The 18,023-nt window shown below is 62.2% G+C and carries 21 protein-coding genes; 1 reads left to right on the top strand and 20 read right to left on the bottom strand.

The window, feature by feature from the left end; all coding sequences use genetic code 11:
* Positions 1 to 10 precede the first annotated feature (10 nt).
* From ispG to trmJ, 15 genes are all read right to left on the bottom strand, one after another.
* Positions 11 to 1,120 (bottom strand): flavodoxin-dependent (E)-4-hydroxy-3-methylbut-2-enyl-diphosphate synthase, encoded by a 1,110-nt coding sequence (gene ispG, locus AC5O5I_RS04150; RefSeq protein WP_110744926.1) that lies wholly within the window; start codon positions 1,118 to 1,120, stop codon positions 11 to 13.
* Between the two features lie 3 nt (positions 1,121 to 1,123).
* The gene (locus AC5O5I_RS04145; protein ID WP_172286978.1) at positions 1,124 to 2,143 is read right to left on the bottom strand and encodes a RodZ domain-containing protein; all 1,020 of its coding nucleotides are present in this window, start codon (positions 2,141 to 2,143) and stop codon (positions 1,124 to 1,126) included.
* Positions 2,140 to 2,901 (bottom strand): type IV pilus biogenesis/stability protein PilW, encoded by a 762-nt coding sequence (pilW, locus tag AC5O5I_RS04140; protein WP_494512109.1) that lies wholly within the window; start codon positions 2,899 to 2,901, stop codon positions 2,140 to 2,142. The genes AC5O5I_RS04145 and pilW overlap by 4 nt, the downstream gene beginning before the upstream one ends.
* Positions 2,902 to 2,915: 14 nt before the next feature.
* Complete coding sequence (rlmN, locus tag AC5O5I_RS04135) at positions 2,916 to 4,061, bottom strand: dual-specificity RNA methyltransferase RlmN (protein ID WP_172224149.1); 1,146 nt, start codon at positions 4,059 to 4,061, stop codon at positions 2,916 to 2,918.
* Between the two features lie 28 nt (positions 4,062 to 4,089).
* Positions 4,090 to 4,515, bottom strand: coding sequence for a nucleoside-diphosphate kinase (gene ndk, locus AC5O5I_RS04130; protein WP_172224153.1), 426 nt, complete (start codon positions 4,513 to 4,515; stop codon positions 4,090 to 4,092).
* Between the two features lie 89 nt (positions 4,516 to 4,604).
* On the bottom strand, positions 4,605 to 4,805 hold the full coding sequence (iscX, locus tag AC5O5I_RS04125) for a Fe-S cluster assembly protein IscX (RefSeq protein ID WP_172224156.1): 201 nt from the start codon (positions 4,803 to 4,805) through the stop codon (positions 4,605 to 4,607).
* A 9-nt stretch (positions 4,806 to 4,814) separates the two neighbouring features.
* Positions 4,815 to 5,156 (bottom strand): ISC system 2Fe-2S type ferredoxin, encoded by a 342-nt coding sequence (gene fdx / locus AC5O5I_RS04120; protein WP_172224159.1) that lies wholly within the window; start codon positions 5,154 to 5,156, stop codon positions 4,815 to 4,817.
* A gap of 3 nt (positions 5,157 to 5,159) precedes the next feature.
* Positions 5,160 to 7,022: a Fe-S protein assembly chaperone HscA gene (hscA, locus tag AC5O5I_RS04115; RefSeq protein ID WP_494512108.1), complete on the bottom strand. Its 1,863-nt coding sequence runs from the start codon at positions 7,020 to 7,022 to the stop codon at positions 5,160 to 5,162.
* 41 nt (positions 7,023 to 7,063) lie between these two features.
* On the bottom strand, positions 7,064 to 7,585 hold the full coding sequence (gene hscB / locus AC5O5I_RS04110) for a co-chaperone HscB (RefSeq protein WP_172224168.1): 522 nt from the start codon (positions 7,583 to 7,585) through the stop codon (positions 7,064 to 7,066).
* A gap of 8 nt (positions 7,586 to 7,593) precedes the next feature.
* Entirely contained in the window at positions 7,594 to 7,917 is a 324-nt protein-coding gene (gene iscA, locus AC5O5I_RS04105; protein ID WP_060511418.1) for an iron-sulfur cluster assembly protein IscA, read from the bottom strand.
* Positions 7,918 to 7,945: 28 nt separating this feature from the next.
* A complete protein-coding gene (gene iscU, locus AC5O5I_RS04100) occupies positions 7,946 to 8,332 on the bottom strand; it encodes a Fe-S cluster assembly scaffold IscU (protein ID WP_003248539.1) in 387 nt (128 codons plus the stop codon).
* Between the two features lie 46 nt (positions 8,333 to 8,378).
* The gene (locus AC5O5I_RS04095; RefSeq protein WP_172224172.1) at positions 8,379 to 9,593 is read right to left on the bottom strand and encodes an IscS subfamily cysteine desulfurase; all 1,215 of its coding nucleotides are present in this window, start codon (positions 9,591 to 9,593) and stop codon (positions 8,379 to 8,381) included.
* A gap of 46 nt (positions 9,594 to 9,639) precedes the next feature.
* On the bottom strand, positions 9,640 to 10,131 hold the full coding sequence (gene iscR, locus AC5O5I_RS04090; RefSeq protein WP_043196984.1) for a Fe-S cluster assembly transcriptional regulator IscR: 492 nt from the start codon (positions 10,129 to 10,131) through the stop codon (positions 9,640 to 9,642).
* A gap of 179 nt (positions 10,132 to 10,310) precedes the next feature.
* On the bottom strand, positions 10,311 to 11,096 hold the full coding sequence (gene cysE / locus AC5O5I_RS04085) for a serine O-acetyltransferase (protein WP_172224177.1): 786 nt from the start codon (positions 11,094 to 11,096) through the stop codon (positions 10,311 to 10,313).
* 4 nt (positions 11,097 to 11,100) lie between these two features.
* A complete protein-coding gene (gene trmJ / locus AC5O5I_RS04080) occupies positions 11,101 to 11,856 on the bottom strand; it encodes a tRNA (cytosine(32)/uridine(32)-2'-O)-methyltransferase TrmJ (RefSeq protein ID WP_172224181.1) in 756 nt (251 codons plus the stop codon).
* 151 nt (positions 11,857 to 12,007) lie between these two features.
* Between trmJ and suhB the strand changes: the two genes are divergently transcribed.
* Positions 12,008 to 12,826 (top strand): type III secretion system regulator SuhB, encoded by an 819-nt coding sequence (gene suhB / locus AC5O5I_RS04075; RefSeq protein ID WP_172224184.1) that lies wholly within the window; start codon positions 12,008 to 12,010, stop codon positions 12,824 to 12,826.
* Between the two features lie 184 nt (positions 12,827 to 13,010).
* Here suhB and AC5O5I_RS04070 read toward each other — a convergent pair whose 3' ends face one another.
* The 5 genes from AC5O5I_RS04070 to tgt all read right to left on the bottom strand — a co-directional run bounded on the left by AC5O5I_RS04070 (position 13,011) and on the right by tgt (position 18,012).
* Complete coding sequence (locus tag AC5O5I_RS04070; RefSeq protein WP_172224187.1) at positions 13,011 to 13,553, bottom strand: glycine zipper 2TM domain-containing protein; 543 nt, start codon at positions 13,551 to 13,553, stop codon at positions 13,011 to 13,013.
* Positions 13,554 to 13,673: 120 nt separating this feature from the next.
* Positions 13,674 to 14,582, bottom strand: coding sequence for a protein translocase subunit SecF (secF, locus tag AC5O5I_RS04065; protein ID WP_172224190.1), 909 nt, complete (start codon positions 14,580 to 14,582; stop codon positions 13,674 to 13,676).
* 10 nt (positions 14,583 to 14,592) lie between these two features.
* Complete coding sequence (gene secD / locus AC5O5I_RS04060) at positions 14,593 to 16,455, bottom strand: protein translocase subunit SecD (protein ID WP_172224194.1); 1,863 nt, start codon at positions 16,453 to 16,455, stop codon at positions 14,593 to 14,595.
* Positions 16,456 to 16,518: 63 nt separating this feature from the next.
* Positions 16,519 to 16,854 carry a preprotein translocase subunit YajC gene (gene yajC / locus AC5O5I_RS04055; protein WP_172224197.1) on the bottom strand — a complete coding sequence of 112 codons (336 nt, stop codon included), beginning with the start codon at positions 16,852 to 16,854 and terminating at the stop codon, positions 16,519 to 16,521.
* 42 nt (positions 16,855 to 16,896) lie between these two features.
* Entirely contained in the window at positions 16,897 to 18,012 is a 1,116-nt protein-coding gene (gene tgt, locus AC5O5I_RS04050; protein ID WP_172287079.1) for a tRNA guanosine(34) transglycosylase Tgt, read from the bottom strand.
* Positions 18,013 to 18,023: the final 11 nt, after the last annotated feature.

Raw genomic sequence — 18,023 nt, 5'->3', positions numbered from 1 at the left:
ATTCTGTGTGTCAGCCACGGGCGATCAGCGCCGCGTCGGCTTCGGCCTTTTCGGCGGCCTTCTGACGGATGAGTTTTTCCAGCTCATCCACCAGGTTGTCATTGGTAAGCTTCTGCGCCGGCTTGCCATCGATGTAGATCAGGTTCGGCGTACCGCCGGTCAGGCCGACATGGGCTTCCTTGGCTTCGCCGGGGCCGTTTACGACACAACCGATCACCGCTACGTCCAGCGGCACCAGCAGGTCTTCCAGGCGCCCTTCCAGCTCGTTCATGGTCTTGACCACATCGAAGTTCTGCCGCGAACAGCTCGGGCAGGCGATGAAGTTGATGCCACGCGAACGCAGGTGCAGCGACTTGAGGATGTCGTAGCCGACTTTCACTTCTTCGACCGGGTCGGCCGCCAGCGAAATGCGGATGGTATCGCCGATGCCCTCGGCCAGCAGCATACCGAGGCCGACGGCGGATTTCACCGTCCCCGACCGCAGGCCACCGGCTTCGGTGATGCCCAGGTGCAGCGGTTGCACAATCTGTTTGGCCAACAAGCGGTAGGCCTCGACGGCCATGAACACGTCGGAGGCCTTGACGCTGACCTTGAAGTCCTGGAAGTCCAGGCGGTCGAGGTGCTCGACGTGCCGCAAGGCCGACTCGACCAGCGCGGCTGGGGTCGGTTCGCCGTACTTCTTCTGCAGGTCTTTTTCCAGGGAACCGGCGTTGACGCCGATACGGATCGGAATGCCACGGTCACGCGCGGCATCGACCACCGCCCGCACACGGTCTTCACGGCCGATGTTGCCCGGGTTGATACGCAGGCAATCGACGCCAAGCTCGGCCACACGCAGGGCGATCTTGTAGTCGAAGTGAATGTCGGCGACCAGCGGCACACTGACCAGCTGCTTGATCTTGCCGAACGCTTCGGCGGCGTCCATGTCAGGTACCGAGACCCGCACGATGTCCACGCCGGCATCGACCAGGCGCTGGATTTGCCCGACGGTGGCGGCCACATCGTTGGTGTCGGTATTGGTCATGCTCTGCACCGCGATGGGCGCATCACCACCCACCGGCACATTGCCGACCCATATTTTGCGGGATTCGCGACGTTTGATCGGAGATTCACCGTGCATGACTTACTGTCCCAACTTCAGGCGAGCGGTCTCGCCACTGGTGAACGGGGCAACATCGACGGGCTGGCCGTTGTAGCTGACCTGGGCGCCACGGGCAAAGCCCAGGCGTACCGCGAACGGCGGCTTGCCGGTCAGCTCGAGGTTGTCCCCCTTGCGCTTGATGGCGCTGAACAGCACCTTGCCGTTGCCGTCGCTGACCTGGGTCCAGCAATCGGCGACGAACTGGATCGCGACCTTGGCGCTGCCTGCCGGCACTGCGGCAGGCTCGGCGGCGGCCACGGCTGGCGCCGGCGCGACGGCAGCGGGCGCAACAGGGGCAGGCGCCGGGGTAGCAGGTGCCGGGGTCGCAGCAGGTGCTGCTTGCTCGGGGGCCTGTTGAGCAGGCGCTGCGGCAACGCTTGGCGCAGGGCTGGCAGGTGCCTGCTCGGCGGCAGCGGCAGGCTGGCCGTCGGCGCCCTGTTCCAGCGACAGCGGCGCGCTTTCGGGCTGCTGGCCAACCGAGACGGCCTGGTCTTCAGGCTCATCGAGCGGGTGAATCTGGGTGGTGCCGTCGGCACTTTCGACTTCGACGTGCTCCAGGGCGATCTTGGCCAGGTCCTTGCCACGCAGGCTGCCCTGGTCCTGCCACCAGAAGAACCCGCCACCGACCACGACCACCAGCAGCAGCAGGCTGACGCCGCGCAGGATGTTGTGCGACAGGCGTACCGGCTCTTCGATACGGCCCAGCGAATGCACGTCACTGCCCTTGGCGTGGGTACCGGTGTAGCGGTCGAAGGCGTCGACCAGGGCGGCCTGGTCCATGTCCATCAGCTTGGCATAGGCGCGAATGTAGCCACGGGCGAAAGTATGCCCGGGCAGCTTGTCGAAGGCGCCGGTTTCCACGTGGTTCAACGAACTGACAGTGAGGTTGAGCTTGCGGGCCACCTCGGCTTGAGACCAGTCCCGTTTCTCACGGGCCAGGCGCAAAAGCTCACCGGGGTTCTGGCCAGGCGCTACTGCTACTTCGGGATGCGCGGCGTTCATCGTTGCTCCGACAGGTATTGCTGATATTCCGGCGTACCGGGATAAAGTCGTTGTAATTGCTGGCCAAGCTCGGCCAATGTGCCCTGCTCGTCGAATACCCTGGCAAGGCGGCTACCCAGCAGCAGGCTACGGGCGTCGTGGTCGCTCAACTGGCTGAAACGATCGTAGTAGTCCCGGGCCGGCACATAATGCCTGTTTTCGTAGGACAACTCAGCCATTTCCGGCAACGCTTTCGGTTGCCGCTGGTTGAGTTGCAAAGCTTTGAGCAGATACGTGTGCGCCTGGTCGCGGCGCTCGAGCCTCAGGGCAGTCAGGCCCAGGTTCTCGTACACGCGTGAACGCTCAGGATACAGGGTATCGGCACTGGCCAGCAGAAACATCTGCTCGGCCTCTGCAAATTGCCCCTGAGCATAAAGGAAACTGCCGTAATTGTTGCGCATTCGCGTGCTGGCGCTGTTTATTTGCAGGGCCTTGCGAAAGTGCGCTTCGGCGAGCGCTGGCTCCCCCTCGGCCTGAAACACCAGCGCCAGGGCGGCGTGGGCGTCGGCATCCCGCTCATTCAGGGCCAGGGCCTTGCCCAACGGCGCCTTGGCCTGCTCGGTCAAACCCTGCTGCAAATAACCCAGGCCTAGCTGCACATACGCCCGCCCTGCCTCTGCCCTGCCCTGGCGGCTGGCCAGGGGGTCGCCCGAGCCACCCGACACGCAGCCGGCCAGCAGCAAAAGCGCAAGGATCGACAGCGCGGCGCGCAGGCTCATGGGCAACGTCCCGGTCAGTGGCTGGCGGCGCTGTCTTGCAGCTCGACGTCTGCGGAAAGCTGACGTACGGCGATGTAGCGCTCACTGCGACGGGTGCGGTCGTTGACCTGGCCAACCAGCTGGCCACAGGCGGCGTCGATGTCCTCGCCACGGGTGGTGCGGGTGGTGACGTTGAAACCAGCGTGGTGCAGCAGGTCCTGGAAGCGACGAATGGCGTTGTTGCTTGGCCGCTCGTAGCCCGAATGCGGGAACGGGTTGAACGGGATCAGGTTGATCTTGCACGGCACGTCGCGCAGCAGCTCGACCATCTGTGCGGCATGCTCGGGCTGGTCGTTGACGTCCTTGAGCAGGGTGTACTCGACAGTGAGGACACGCTTGCCACCCAGGGTGGCCATGTAACCCATGCACGATTCCAGCAGCACTTTCAGCGGGTACTTCTTGTTGATCGGTACCAGCTTGTTGCGCAGCTCGTCGTTCGGTGCATGCAGCGACAGGGCCAGCGACACGTCGATGTGCTTGGCCAGTTCGTCGATCATCGGCACCACACCCGAGGTGGACAGGGTCACGCGACGCTTGGAAATGCCATAGCCCAGGTCATCCATCATGATTTTCATGGCAGCGATGACGTTGTCGAAGTTCAGCAGGGGCTCGCCCATGCCCATCATCACCACGTTGGTAATCGCGCGGTCGACTTTGGCAGGAACGGTCCCGAAGGATTTGTTCGCAAGCCACACTTGGCCAATCACTTCGGCGGCGGTGAGGTTGCTGTTGAAGCCTTGCTTGCCGGTGGAGCAGAAACTGCAGTCCAGGGCACAGCCGGCTTGCGACGAAACGCAGAGCGTGCCGCGGTCGTCGGTAGGAATGTAGACGGTTTCGACACAGCTGCCGGAGGCAACGCGGATCACCCACTTGCGGGTGCCGTCGGCGGAAATGTCTTCACTGACCACTTCCGGTGGTCGAATTTCGGCAACGGCCTCGAGCTTTTCGCGCAAGACCTTGCCGACGTTGGTCATGGCCGCAAAATCGGACACGCCAAAATGGTGAATCCATTTCATCACCTGGCCGGCACGGAAGCGTTTTTCCCCGATCGAGTCGAAGAATTGTTCCATTTCCGGCTGGGTCAGACCCAACAGGTTGATTTTGCCAGTAGATGTCGTCATGGATTCACCCTCACCCGTAAGCTTTCGCTTAGCGAGTGGTTACCTCGGTAGCAGCGAAGAAGTAAGCGATTTCGCGAGCAGCAGCAGCTTCGGAGTCCGAACCGTGTACGGCGTTGGCGTCGATCGACTCGGCGAAGTCAGCACGGATGGTGCCGGCAGCAGCTTCTTTAGGGTTGGTAGCGCCCATCAGCTCACGGTTCTTGGCGATGGCGTTCTCGCCTTCCAGCACCTGAACAACAACCGGACCGGAAGTCATGAAAGCAACCAGGTCACCGAAGAAGCCGCGCTCGCTGTGCTCGGCGTAGAAGCCTTCGGCTTCGGCTTTGGACAGTTGCTTGATTTTCGAGGCAACGATTTTCAGGCCGGCGTCTTCGAAGCGGGTGGTGATCTTGCCGATGACGTTTTTGGCAACGGCGTCAGGCTTGATGATCGAGAAAGTACGTTGAACAGCCATGGAAAACTCCAGAATTTGAGTGTTACGAAAAATTAAACCCGCGAATTATACGCGGGTTCCAGGGGATTGCCTAACCTGCAGTGTCACGCTTAGTCGGCTTCGTCTATCCAGGCCGCCTGGATGGCCTCGAGCACTTTCTCACCGCCGCGTGACGGATCGTCGCTGAACTCTGGCAAAGCCAGCACCCAACGGTGCAGATCGACGAAATTCACATATCTAGGATCGGTGTCCGGCCGGCTTTCTGCAAGCTGGATGGCGATCTCAAGTACATCAACCCATTTCAGACTCATGCGCGATCCTCAGTGCGGCGCTTCAGCAGCGTGGTTGAGCGAATACTTGGGGATCTCGATGGTCAGGTCCTGATCAGCCACGACCACCTGGCAGCCCAGGCGCGATTGCGCCTCCAGGCCCCAGGCCTTGTCCAGCATGTCTTCTTCCAGCTCGTCGGCTTCTTCCAACGAATCAAAACCCTTGCGCACTACGCAGTGGCAGGTGGTGCAGGCCTTGACGCCGCCGCAGGCGCTTTCCATCTCGATGTGATGGTCGTGGGCCAGTTCCAGGATGTTGGTCCCGGTCGGCACCTCCACGGTCAGCCCCTCGGGGCAGAACTTCTCATGCGGCAGGAATGTCACCAGCGGCATCGATTACTCCTCGATCTCATTCAGGTTGCGCCCGGCCAGTGCGGCTTTGACCGTCGAATCAAGGCGACGGGCGGCAAATGCATCGGTCACCTGCGACAGACGCTTGGTCTGTTGCTCGATGGCTGCGCCATCGGTGCCGGCCAGCAAATCACGTAGTTCTTGCATCTGGAATTCGATTGCGTCGCGCTCGTCTCTGCTCAGCAGGCGCTCGCCGTCGGCGTCCAGGGCGCCCTGTACCGCTTCGAGCAGGCGCTCGCCGTCCACCTGGTGCTCGCGCAACTGGCGGGCATGCTTGTCGGAACCTGCGTGTTCGAACGAGTCCTTGAGCATGCGGGCGATTTCGCCGTCGGTCAGGCCATAGGACGGCTTGACCTGGATGCTGGCTTCCACGCCCGAGCCCAGTTCGCGGGCCGCGACGCTGAGCAGGCCGTCGGCATCGACCTGGAAGGTGACGCGGATTTTCGCCGCACCGGCAACCATCGCCGGAATGCCGCGCAGCTCGAAGCGCGCCAGCGAGCGGCAGTCGCTGATCAGCTCGCGCTCGCCCTGCAGCACGTGGATCATCATGGCCGACTGGCCATCTTTGTACGTGGTGAACTCCTGGGCACGCGCCACCGGAATGGTAGTGTTGCGCGGAATCACCTTCTCCATCAGGCCGCCCATGGTCTCAAGACCCAGCGACAGCGGGATGACATCGAGCAGCAGCAGTTCGCCACCTTCACGGCGGTTGCCGGCCAGGGTGTCGGCCTGGATGGCAGCACCGATAGCCACCACCTGGTCGGGGTCGATCGAGGTCAACGGGGTACGGCCGAACAATCCGCCCACCGCTTCACGCACACGCGGCACGCGGGTCGAACCACCGACCATGACCACCGCGCTGACTTCTTCCAGCTCGACGCCACTGTCGCGCACGGCGCGGCGGCAGGCCTTGAGGCTGCGGGCGACCAGGGGTTCGATCATGGCCTCGAAGGCGGCGCGGCTGAGCTCGCCCTGCCAGGCGCCATGGCTGATGCTGACCACGTCGGCGTCGGTGAGGGCTTCCTTGGCAGCGCAGGCGGTTTGCAGCAGCGCCCGCTGGGTGGCCGGGTCCAGGTCGGACGACAGCCCCGCCTGGTCGATGATCCAGCTGGCCAGCGCATGGTCGAAATCGTCACCGCCCAGAGCGGTATCACCACCGGTGGCCAGCACTTCGAACACGCCTGCAGTCAGGCGCAGGATGGAAATATCGAAGGTACCACCGCCCAGGTCATAGATGGCCACCACGCCTTCGGCATTCTGGTCCAGGCCATAGGCCACGGCAGCTGCAGTCGGTTCGTTGAGCAGGCGCAGCACGTTGAGACCGGCCAGGCGTGCAGCGTCCTTGGTGGCTTGGCGCTGAGCATCGTCGAAATAGGCCGGCACGGTGATCACCGCGCCCACCAGCTCGCCACCCAGGGTGGCTTCGGCGCGCTCGCGCAGTACTTTGAGGATGTCGGCGGACACTTCCACCGGGCTTTTCGGGCCCTGGACCGTTTCGATGAACGGCATGTGCGACTCACCGCCAATGAAGCGGTACGGCAGCTGCTCGCCCAGTTGCTTGACGTCGGCCAGGCCGCGCCCCATCAGGCGCTTGACCGAAAGCACGGTGTTCAGCGGGTCAATGGACGCGGCATCGCGCGCAGCCTGCCCCACCTCGTTGCGCCCTTCGAGGTAGCGCACCGCGGACGGCAGAATGACGTTGCCCTGCGCGTCAGGCAGGGGCTCGCTACGGCCGCTGCGCAGTGCGGCGACCAGAGAGTTGGTGGTACCCAGGTCGATACCCACCGCCAGGCGGCGCTGGTGCGGCTGAGGGGTTTGACCGGGTTCGGCAATCTGCAGTAGGGCCATGCTTATCTGATACCTTAGGTGCCATCACGGGCAGCACCGGGTTAATCGTCGAGGCGCTCTTCCAGCTGGCGCACTTCTTGGGCGAGCTTGTCGAGGAATTGCATGCGGCGCATCAGGCGCTCGGCCTTGTCGCGCTCGCCTGGGGCATCCCAGCAGGCGGCAAAGTCCTCATTCAGCGTGTCCTGGGCAACCCGCAGGCGCTTCTTGAACACACCGACACCGTCAAGGTCGGCTTCGTCCTGCAACTCTTCGAGCTCTTCACGCCACTGCATCTGCTGCATCAGGAAGTCCGGGTCGTGGACCGTGACCTCCTGGGGCACTTCGTGGCCGCTGATGGCCAGCAGGTAGCGGGCACGGCGCGGCGCACTGCGCAGCGTCTGGTAGGCGTCGTTGAGGGCGGCGGACTTTTCCAGCGCTACGCGCTGCTCACGCTCGGAGGCGTCGGCAAAGCGGTCGGGATGGACTTCGCGGGCCAGCTCGCGATAGCGAGTGGCCAGCTTGTCGAGATCCAGGCGGAAGCTTGGCTGGAGGTCAAACAATGCGTAATGACAAGGAGTACCCACAGCCAGCCTCAAACGTTGAAGCTTTCGCCGCAGCCACATTCACCGCGCACGTTGGGGTTGTTGAACTTGAAACCTTCGTTCAACCCTTCCTTGACGAAGTCCAGCTCGGTACCGTCGAGGTATACCAGGCTCTTGGGATCGATGATCACCTTGACGCCGTGGTTTTCGAACACTGTGTCTTCGTCCGCCAGCTCGTCGACGAACTCCAGCACGTAGGCCAGGCCCGAGCAACCGGTGGTGCGCACGCCCAGGCGAATGCCTTCACCCTTGCCGCGCCCATCGAGGGAGCGGCGAATGTGGTTGGCGGCGGCTTCTGTCATGCTGATAGCCATCAGAACTCCTTACCTTGCAACAGGCGACTTAGATCAAGCCTTTCTTCTGCTTGTAATCGCGCACGGCTGCCTTGATGGCATCCTCTGCGAGTACCGAGCAGTGAATCTTGACCGGCGGCAACGCCAGTTCTTCGGCCAGCTGGGTGTTCTTGATGGTTTCGGCTTCGTCCAGGGTCTTGCCCTTCATCCACTCGGTGGCGAGGGAGCTGGATGCGATGGCCGAACCGCAGCCGTAGGTCTTGAACTTGGCGTCTTCGATGACGCCCTGCTCGTTGACCTTGATTTGCAGACGCATCACGTCACCGCACGCTGGAGCACCGACCATGCCGGTACCGACATCCGGGTCCTCGGCATTCATCTTGCCGACGTTGCGTGGGTTTTCGTAGTGGTCGATGACCTTTTCACTGTATGCCATGGTGCAATTCCTTCCTCATCAGGGAGCCGCTCTTGCCGGCGACTGCTTAGTGGGCGGCCCACTCGATCTTGGAGATGTCGACGCCGTCTTTGTACATGTCCCACAGCGGGGACAGTTCGCGCAGTTTGTTGACTGCCTTGCAGACTTCCTGCGCGGCGTGGTCGACTTCTTCTTCAGTGGTGAAGCGGCCGAAGGAGAAGCGGATCGAGCTGTGCGCCAGTTCGTCGTTGCGGCCCAGAGCGCGCAGTACATACGACGGCTCGAGCGAAGCGGAGGTGCAGGCCGAACCGGACGATACGGCGATGTCTTTCAACGACATCAGCAGCGACTCGCCTTCGACGTAGTTGAAGCTCAGGTTCAGGTTGTGCGGTACACGGGCGGTCTGGCTGCCGTTGACGTACAGTTCTTCAAGGTCCGAGACCTGCTTGAAGAAGCGGTCGCTCAGGGCCTTGATGCGCACGTTTTCAGCGGCCATTTCCTGCTTGGCAATGGCGAAGGCTTCGCCCATGCCGACGATCTGGTGGGTCGGCAGGGTGCCCGAACGCATGCCGCGCTCATGGCCACCGCCGTGAATGATGGCTTCCAGACGTACACGCGGCTTGCGGCTGACGTACAGCGCGCCGATGCCTTTGGGGCCGTAGACCTTGTGCGCCGAGAACGACATCAGGTCGACTTTCAGCTTTTGCACGTCGATGTCGACCTTGCCGGCCGACTGCGCGGCGTCGACATGGAACAGCACGCCACGCGAGCGGGTCAGCTCACCGATGGCGGCGATGTCGTTGATCGAACCGACTTCGTTGTTCACGTGCATCAGCGAGACCAGAATGGTGTCGTCACGCAGTACCGCTTCTACCATGGCCGGGGTGACGATGCCGTCTTCGCCTGGCTCGAGGTAGGTGACTTCGAAACCTTCACGCTCCAGCTGGCGAGCAGTATCCAGGACCGCCTTGTGCTCGATCTTGGAGGTGATGATGTGCTTGCCTTTGGTCTGATAGAAGTGCGCGACACCCTTGAGTGCGAGGTTGTCGGACTCGGTGGCACCGCTGGTCCAGACGATTTCGCGCGGATCGGCGTTGATCAGCTCGGCAACCTGGCGACGACCGTTCTCGACCGCCTCTTCGGCCTTCCAGCCGAAGACATGGGAGCGCGAAGCCGGGTTACCGAAGTTCCCGTCGACCAGCAGGCAGTCGGCCATTTTCTGGGCCACGCGTGGGTCGACCGGAGTGGTCGCGGAGTAATCAAGGTAGATCGGCAACTTCATTTGTCTCTCCTATCAGGCGGTGGCGTCGCTCGTCGTCCCAGGGGGATCAATCGACGGCGGACGTCTCAATCTTGTCCAGCTGGGCGGTTCGGCCTGCGACACGCCGCAGGTCCTGGCGCTGGGCGACTTCCTGCACCTCACGGCGCTTGACGAGGTCGGCCAGGCTGATGCCACTGAGGAATTCATGGATCTGCTGACTGAGGTCGCACCACAGGTGGTGGGTCAGGCAGGTATCACCGGCATGGCAGTCCCCAAGCCCCTGGCAGCGGGTAGCATCGACCGATTCATTGACCGCATCGATGACCTGGGCCACCTGGATGGTTTCCATGCCCCGCGACAGCTGATAGCCACCGCCTGGACCGCGCACACTGGAAACCAGGCTGCTGCGGCGCAGCTTGGCGAACAGCTGCTCCAGATAAGAGAGGGAAATGCCCTGGCGCTCGGAAATGTCGGCCAAAGACACCGGCCCATGCTGCGCGTGCAACGCCAGGTCGAGCATGGCAGTCACGGCGTATCGGCCTTTGGTAGTCAGTCGCATGGCTATTGGGTACCACGGGAGTTTCGGGATGTGTCGGAGTATGCGATTCCCGAGCATTTAAGTCAACTATTAGACCTACTGCTTTAGTCGGGTTTGCATCCGGGAGGCGGGCGCGATTGTAGCAGACGAGGGGCGTGCGCACACGCCCCGTATGTCACCATGATGTCAGCGCGGCGCAATCAATGCGACTGAGTGTCGCGCTGGGCGGCCTGAGCAACCTCGGTGAAGTCGTCTTCCGGCAGTGCCGGCAGCTCCTTGGCACAGTAGTCACTGCCCATCTTGGTCAGCGCCCCGCACATACCCTCCAGCCGCTCGTCGACTGCCTGCAGGTGGTCGAGCATCTGGCCGATGGCACGGGCCACAGGGTCAGGCATGTCGCCACTGACACCGTAGGCATCGAAGCCGATCTTCTCGGCCATGGCCTTGCGCTTGGCCTCCACCTCGCTGTCTTCGCTCTTGACGATGATCCGCCCCGGGATGCCCACCGCCGTAGCCCCGGCCGGCACCGCCTTGGTCACCACCGCGTTGGAGCCGATCTTGGCGCCGGCGCCGACGGTGAACGGGCCCAGCACCTTGGCCCCCGCCCCTACCACCACGCCGTTTTCCAGGGTGGGGTGGCGCTTGCCTTTGTTCCAGCTGGTGCCGCCCAGGGTCACACCCTGATAGAGGGTGACGTCATCGCCGATCTCGGCGGTTTCGCCGATGACGATGCCCATGCCATGGTCAATGAAGAAACGCCGACCGATGGTGGCACCGGGATGGATCTCTATACCGGTCAGCCAGCGGCCGAAGTTCGACACCAGCCGCGCCAGCCACTTGAAATCACGCTTCCACAGGGCATTGCCCAGGCGGTGCAGCCAGATGGCATGCATGCCCGGGTAGCAGGTAAGCACCTCGAAAGCATTGCGCGCAGCCGGGTCACGATGGAATACGCTTTGAATATCTTCACGCAGGCGTTCGAACATCTGATCAGTCCTTCCGTTTATGCGGCTCGCCCCGGACCACCTTCTGGGTCTCGGTAAGGATGCCGCGCAAAATGCTCATTTCCGTACGCTCGACCGCCACCCGCCCGTACAGCCGGCGCAGGCGCGGCATCAGGTGCTTGGGCTTGTCGGGGTCGAGGAAGCCGATGCCCACCAGGGTTTTTTCCAGGTGGTCGTAGAACAGCTCCATTTCGTCCATGGTCGCCAGCTCGCTGGCGTCAGCCTTCTCGACCTTGCCCGGCGCTTCTACGGTGGCCAGCGAGGCCATGCGCACTTCGTAGGAGAGCACCTGGACAGCGGCAGCCAGGTTCAGCGAGCTGAAGTCGGGGTTCGAGGGAATGTGCACGTGGAAGTGACATCGCTGCAGTTCTTCGTTGGTCAGGCCGGCGTGTTCGCGCCCGAACACCAGGGCGATTTCCTCGCCACCATTGGCATGCTCCACCGCCTTGGCGCCGCACTCGCGCGGGCCGATCAACGGCCAGGGAATGCTGCGCTCGCGGGCGCTGGTGCCCATTACCAGGTTGCAGCCGACCAGGGCCTGCTCGAGGCTGTCGACCACCTGGGCGTTATCCAGCACATCGTCGGCGCCCGAGGCCCGGGCACTGGCATCCGCAGCGGGGAATTCTTTCGGCTGCACCAGCACCAGGCGCGACAAGCCCATGTTTTTCATGGCACGCGCAGCGCCGCCGATGTTGCCGGGGTGGCTGGTATTGACCAGAACAACACGAATATTTTGCAGCAAGGTGTTGTGCTCACAAGGGCAGTAATCAGGACGTTCGATCTTACAGAACCGACAGACGTAACGCCATGAAAGCAAATGTGACACTTCTGCCGCCAAAGTTTTCTGCTAGAATGATCGGCTTTCTTCTTTAACATCTCCAGGTGACCCGCCCATGCAGCCTATGCTGAATATCGCCCTGCGCGCCGCTCGCAGCGCCAGTGAACTGATTTTCCGCTCCATCGAACGCCTGGATACCATCAAGGTGGACGAGAAAGAGGCTAAGGACTACGTCTCCGAGGTTGATCGCGCCGCCGAGCAGAAAATCGTCGACGCGCTGCGCAAGGCCTACCCGAACCACTCCATCCAGGGTGAAGAGACGGGCATGCACGCGGGCACCGGCGAAGAAGGCAAGGACTACCTGTGGATCATCGATCCGCTGGACGGCACCACCAATTTCCTGCGCGGTATCCCGCACTTTGCCGTGAGCATCGCCTGCAAATACCGCGGTCGCCTTGAGCACGCCGTTGTTCTCGACCCGGTTCGCCAGGAAGAATTCACCGCCAGCCGTGGCCGTGGCGCCCAGCTCAACGGCCGCCGCCTGCGCGTCAGCTCGCGCACCAGCCTGGAAGGCGCCCTGCTGGGTACCGGTTTCCCGTTCCGTGACAGCCAGATGGCCGATATCGACAACTACCTGGGCATGTTCCGCGCCCTGACTGGCCAGACCGCCGGCATCCGCCGCGCCGGCTCCGCCAGCCTGGACCTGGCCTACGTGGCCGCCGGCCGTTTCGATGCGTTCTGGGAGTCGGGCCTGTCCGAGTGGGACATGGCAGCTGGCGTGCTGCTGATTCAGGAAGCGGGCGGTCTGGTGAGCGACTTCAACGGTGGCCATGACTTCCTTGAGAAGGGCCACATCGTTGCCGGCAACATCAAGTGCTTCAAGGCCGTGCTGACTGCCATCCAGCCGCACCTGCCAGAAAGCATGAAGCGCTAAGCGCGGATAGCCGACAAAAAAAGCACCCTTTCGAGGTGCTTTTTTTGTGCCTGATGGTTTGCATTCCCTGTTCCAACCCCATCGCCGGCAAGCCAGCTCCCACAAGGTTATCCACAGGCCTGCGAGCAGATGCTTTCCTGTGGGAGCTGGCTTGCCGGCGATGAGGCCGGTACAGGCAACGACATTACTGCCCAGCTTCGCTGAGGATCAGCTTGCCATTCTTGTCGACAGGGATGGTCGAGCCTGGCTCATGATCCATCTTCACCTGGCCCACCTTGTCACCGATGGTGTACTTCACGTTGTAACCCACCACCTTGTCGCTGATGTCATTGACCGTATTGCAGCGGGTTTGCGTGGTGGTATAGGTGTCACGCTGCTGCATGCCCTCCTGCACCTTGTTGCCGGCATAACCACCACCGACCGCACCGGCCACGGTAGCGATCTTCTTGCCGGTACCACCGCCAATCTGGTTGCCCAGCAGGCCACCGGCAAGGGCTCCCACCACAGTACCGGCGATCTGGTGCTGGTCCTTGACCGGCGCCTGGCGCGTCACGGCTACGTCCTTGCACACTTCACGCGGTGTCTTGATCTGTTGCTTGATCGGTTGCACGTCGGTGACCTGGGCGTATTCAGGCCCCTTGTTCACCAAGCTGTAGGTCGCGACAGCACCTCCGGCAGTGACACCGACAGCACCCAGCACAGCACCTACCAGCATTGATTTATTCACATGAACCTCCTGATCGTACCCGCGGGGGCTAGCCCGCCTTCTCCCTGCCTTGGAGCAAAAAAAAAGGCGCGAGTTCAACACTCGCGCCTTTTTGATCGCCAAGCGGCGTAAGAAACCCCCTTATGGGCGGTCGTCCACACCCTCAGCCTTTACCGGCGGGATCAGGTCTTCGCTGTTCAGGTTCAGCCAGATCAGTACCACGTTGGCGATGTAGATCGACGAGTAAGTACCGGCCAGGACGCCGATGAACAGGGCCAGCGAGAAGCCAAACAGGTTGTCACCACCGAAGAACAGCAGCGCCGCAATGGCCAGCAAGGTCGAAACCGAGGTGGCAACGGTACGCAGCAGCGTCTGGGTAGTGGAAATGTTGATGTTCTCGATCAACGAGGCCTTGCGCATGACGCGGAAGTTCTCACGCACCCGGTCGAATACCACGATGGTGTCGTTAAGCGAGTAGCCGATGATCGCCAGCACCGCCGCCAACACCGTCAGGTCGAAGGTGATCTGGAAGAACGACAGGATACCCAGGGTGACCACCACGTCGTGGATCAGCGAGATGATCGCACCCACGGCGAACTTCCACTGGAAGCGGAACGCCAGGTAGATCAGGATGCCGCCCAGCGCCAGGAGCATACCCATGCCACCCTGGTCGCGCAGCTCTTCACCCACCTGCGGGCCGACGAATTCGACACGCTTGAGCGTGGCCGGGTTGTCGCCGCCAGCCTTCTCCAGTGCTGCCGCCACCTTGCTGCCCAGCTGCGGGTCATCACCCGGCATGCGCACCAACAGGTCGGTGGTCGCGCCGAAGCTCTGCACCACCGCCTCGTGGAAGCCGGACTCGACCAGCTCGGCACGTACGGCGTTGAGGTCGGCAGGACGCTCGTACGTCAGCTCGATCAGCGTACCGCCGGTGAAGTCCAGACCAAAGTTCAGGCCTTTCTGCCACCAGCTGAACAGCGCCAGGACAGTGAGGAGCACAGTAACGGCAAACGCGACATTGCGCACGCCCATGAAATTGATGGTTTTCATCGCAGCTCCCTCAAACCCACAGCTTCTTGATGTCACGCCCGCCACAAGTCAGGTTGACCAATGCACGGGTCATCATGATGGCAGTGAACATCGAGGTGAAAATCCCGAGGGACATGGTGACCGCAAAGCCTTTGACCGGGCCGGTACCCATGGCAAACAGGATGCCGCCGACCAGCAAGGTGGTCAGGTTGGCGTCGACGATTGCCGAGTAGGCGCGGTTGAAGCCTTCGTGGATGGCGCGCTGCACCGACATGCCGGCAGCAATCTCTTCGCGAATACGCGAGAAGATCAGCACGTTGGCGTCCACCGCCATACCCATGGTCAATACGATACCGGCGATACCCGGCAGGGTCAGGGTGGCGCCCAGCAGTGACATCAACGCCAGCAGCAGCACCATGTTGCCCGCCAGGGCGATGGTGGCCAGCACACCGAAGGCGCGGTAGATGGCGATGATGAACAGCGAGACGAACAGCATGCCCCACAGCGACGCATCAATACCCTTGGTGATGTTGTCGGCACCCAGGCTTGGGCCAATGGTGCGCTCTTCAGCGAAGTACATCGGTGCGGCCAGGCCGCCGGCACGCAGCAGCAGGGCCAATTCGGACGATTCGCCCTGGCCGTTCAGGCCGGTGATGCGGAACTGGCTGCCGAGCGGCGACTGGATGGTCGCCAGGCTGATGATCTTTTTCTCTTCCTGGAAGCTTTGTACGGCAACGTCCTTCTCGACGCCGCCCACGGTCTGCTTGACGTAACGGGTGACCGGCTTCTGCTCGATGAAGATCACCGCCATGCTGCGGCCGACGTTGCTGCGGGTTGCGCGGCTCATCAGCTCGCCACCGTGGCCATCCAGGCGGATGTTCACCTGCGGGCGGCCGTGCTCGTCGAAGCTGGCCTGGGCATCGGTAACCTGGTCACCGGTGATGATCAGGCCGCGCTCGACAGGGGCCGAACGACCGCCTTCACGGAACTCGAAGACTTCGGTAGTGGCCTTGGACGCGCCCGGCTCGGCACCGAAACGGAACTCCAGGTTGGCGGTTTTACCGAGGATACGCTTGGCTTCGGCAGTGTCCTGCACGCCTGGCAGCTCGACCACGATGCGGTTGGCGCCCTGGCGCTGTACCAGCGGCTCGGCCACGCCCAGCTCGTTCACGCGGTTGCGCACGGTGGTGAGGTTCTGCTTGATCGAGTACTCGCGGATCTCGGCGACTTTCGCCTGGGTCAGCGCCAGACGCAGCACGGCAAGCTCGTTGCGGTCGCTGGTGGTCAGCTCGAAATCATTGAAATTCTTGCGGATCAGGGCACGTGCCTGTTCGCGGGTAGCATCGTCAGAGAAGCCCAGCATGATGCCGCCATCCTGCTGAGGCAGGCTGCGGTAGCGGACGCGCTCTTTGCGCAGCAAGGTCTTGACCTCGCCTTCATAGACTTTCATGCGGGCGCTCATGGCCTTGTCCATGTCCACTTCCAGCAGGAAGTGCACACCACCGGACAGGTCCAGGCCCAGCTTCATCGGGCTCGCACCCAGGTTGCGCAGCCATTGCGGGGTAGTCTGGGCCAGGTTAAGGGCCACGACGTAATCATCGCCCAGTGCCTTGCGCACTACATCCTTGGCTGGCAGCTGGTCTTCCTGATTGGTCAGGCGGATCAGCCCGCTGCCCTTCTCGCCCAAGCTCGCGCCTTTTACGGCGATCTTGGCATCGACCAGCGCCTTGCTGACGCGATCGAGGTCGGCCTGGTTCACCTGCAGCGCCGAGCTGGCACCGCTGATCTGCACCGCCGGGTCGTCCGGGTAGAGGTTGGGAGCGGAATAAATGAAACCGACCACCAGTACCAGCACGATCAGTGCATATTTCCACAGAGGGTATTTGTTCAGCATCACGCCGCCCGTTCAAGACGCGGGGCGCGTTGCGCGCCCCGACTGGAAAAATAAACCGGTAACTCAGATAGCCTTGAGCGTACCTTTTGGCAGGGTGGCCGCGATGGCACCCTTCTGGAACTTCAGTTCGACAGTGTCGGACACTTCCAGTACCACGAAATCATCGGAAACCTTGACGATCTTGCCGGCGATGCCGCCGTTGGTGACAACTTCGTCACCTTTCTGCAAGTTGCTCATCAGGTTTTTCTGCTCTTTGGCACGCTTGGCCTGTGGGCGCCAGATCATCAGGTAGAAGATGACCAGGAAACCGACCAGGAAGATCCACTCGAAACCGGTACCGGCTGGGCCGGCGGCAGGTGCAGCAGCGTCCGCGTATGCGGCGGGGATGAAGAAGCTCATTGGGCACTCCTAATGTAATTTTCTAATAATGGATGCGGGCAGTCAGTCCAAGGGCGGCACAGGCAGCCCGCGCTTGGCGTAGAAGGCGTCGACAAAGGCGGCCAATTTACCCTGTTGAATAGCCTCGCGTAAACCGGCCATCAAGCGCTGGTAATGGCGCAAGTTGTGGATGGTATTCAGCATGCTGCTCAGCATTTCGCCGCACTTGTCCAGGTGATGGAGATAGGCGCGGGAGAAGTTGCTGCAGGTGTAGCAGTCACAGGTCGGGTCCAGCGGCGATTCATCATGGCGATGGAACGCGTTGCGGATCTTGATCACCCCTGTATCGACGAACAGATGGCCGTTGCGCGCGTTGCGCGTAGGCATCACGCAGTCGAACATGTCGACGCCGCGGCGCACACCCTCAACGAGATCTTCCGGTTTGCCTACCCCCATAAGGTAACGAGGTTTGTCAGCAGGCATCTGGCCCGGCAGGTAATCCAGCACCTTGATCATTTCGTGCTTGGGTTCGCCCACCGACAGGCCGCCGATGGCCAGGCCGTCGAAGCCAATGTTTTCCAGGCCTTCCAGCGAGCGCATGCGCAGGTCCTGGTACATGCCGCCCTGGACGATGCCGAACAGCGCCGCGGTGTTGTCGGCGTGGGCGTTCTTCGAGCGCTGGGCCCAGCGCAGCGATAGCTCCATGGAGGTACGCGCCACGTCGTGCTCGGCCGGGTACGGAGTGCATTCGTCGAAGATCATCACCACGTCCGAGCCCAGGTCGCGCTGCACCTGCATCGACTCTTCCGGGCCCATGAACACTTTCGAGCCATCGACCGGCGAGGCGAAGGTCACGCCCTCTTCCTTGATCTTGCGCATAGCGCCCAGGCTGAACACCTGGAAACCGCCGGAATCGGTGAGGATCGGGCCTTTCCACTGCATGAAGTCGTGCAGGCCGTTGTGCTTCTTGATCACCTCTGTGCCCGGGCGCAGCCACAGGTGGAAGGTGTTGCCCAGGATCATCTCGGCGCCGATGGCCTCGATGTCGCGCGGCAGCATGCCCTTGACCGTGCCATAGGTACCCACCGGCATGAACGCCGGGGTTTCCACGGTGCCGCGTGGGAAGGTGATGCGACCACGACGGGCCTTGCCGTCGGTGGCCAGCAGTTCGAAGGACATTCGACAGGTGC

This window comes from Pseudomonas sp. 9_2_1, from assembly GCF_059295275.1.
This window is presented reverse-complemented; position numbering and strand designations above follow the sequence as displayed.

Coding starts and splice junctions, on each gene's coding strand:
- rlmN (WP_172224149.1), bottom strand. CDS start 4,061: ATGACGACATCTACTGGCAAAATCAACCTGTTGGGTCTGACCCAGCCG.
- iscA (WP_060511418.1), bottom strand. CDS start 7,917: ATGGCTATCAGCATGACAGAAGCCGCCGCCAACCACATTCGCCGCTCC.
- iscX (WP_172224156.1), bottom strand. CDS start 4,805: ATGAGTCTGAAATGGGTTGATGTACTTGAGATCGCCATCCAGCTTGCA.
- secD (WP_172224194.1), bottom strand. CDS start 16,455: ATGCTGAACAAATACCCTCTGTGGAAATATGCACTGATCGTGCTGGTA.
- pilW (WP_494512109.1), bottom strand. CDS start 2,901: ATGAGCCTGCGCGCCGCGCTGTCGATCCTTGCGCTTTTGCTGCTGGCC.
- ispG (WP_110744926.1), bottom strand. CDS start 1,120: ATGCACGGTGAATCTCCGATCAAACGTCGCGAATCCCGCAAAATATGG.
- AC5O5I_RS04095 (WP_172224172.1), bottom strand. CDS start 9,593: ATGAAGTTGCCGATCTACCTTGATTACTCCGCGACCACTCCGGTCGAC.
- tgt (WP_172287079.1), bottom strand. CDS start 18,012: ATGTCCTTCGAACTGCTGGCCACCGACGGCAAGGCCCGTCGTGGTCGC.
- cysE (WP_172224177.1), bottom strand. CDS start 11,096: ATGTTCGAACGCCTGCGTGAAGATATTCAAAGCGTATTCCATCGTGAC.
- yajC (WP_172224197.1), bottom strand. CDS start 16,854: ATGAGCTTCTTCATCCCCGCCGCATACGCGGACGCTGCTGCACCTGCC.
- ndk (WP_172224153.1), bottom strand. CDS start 4,515: ATGGCTGTTCAACGTACTTTCTCGATCATCAAGCCTGACGCCGTTGCC.
- iscR (WP_043196984.1), bottom strand. CDS start 10,131: ATGCGACTGACTACCAAAGGCCGATACGCCGTGACTGCCATGCTCGAC.
- secF (WP_172224190.1), bottom strand. CDS start 14,582: ATGAAAACCATCAATTTCATGGGCGTGCGCAATGTCGCGTTTGCCGTT.
- hscA (WP_494512108.1), bottom strand. CDS start 7,022: ATGGCCCTACTGCAGATTGCCGAACCCGGTCAAACCCCTCAGCCGCAC.
- suhB (WP_172224184.1), top strand. CDS start 12,008: ATGCAGCCTATGCTGAATATCGCCCTGCGCGCCGCTCGCAGCGCCAGT.
- fdx (WP_172224159.1), bottom strand. CDS start 5,156: ATGCCGCTGGTGACATTCCTGCCGCATGAGAAGTTCTGCCCCGAGGGG.
- AC5O5I_RS04145 (WP_172286978.1), bottom strand. CDS start 2,143: ATGAACGCCGCGCATCCCGAAGTAGCAGTAGCGCCTGGCCAGAACCCC.
- iscU (WP_003248539.1), bottom strand. CDS start 8,332: ATGGCATACAGTGAAAAGGTCATCGACCACTACGAAAACCCACGCAAC.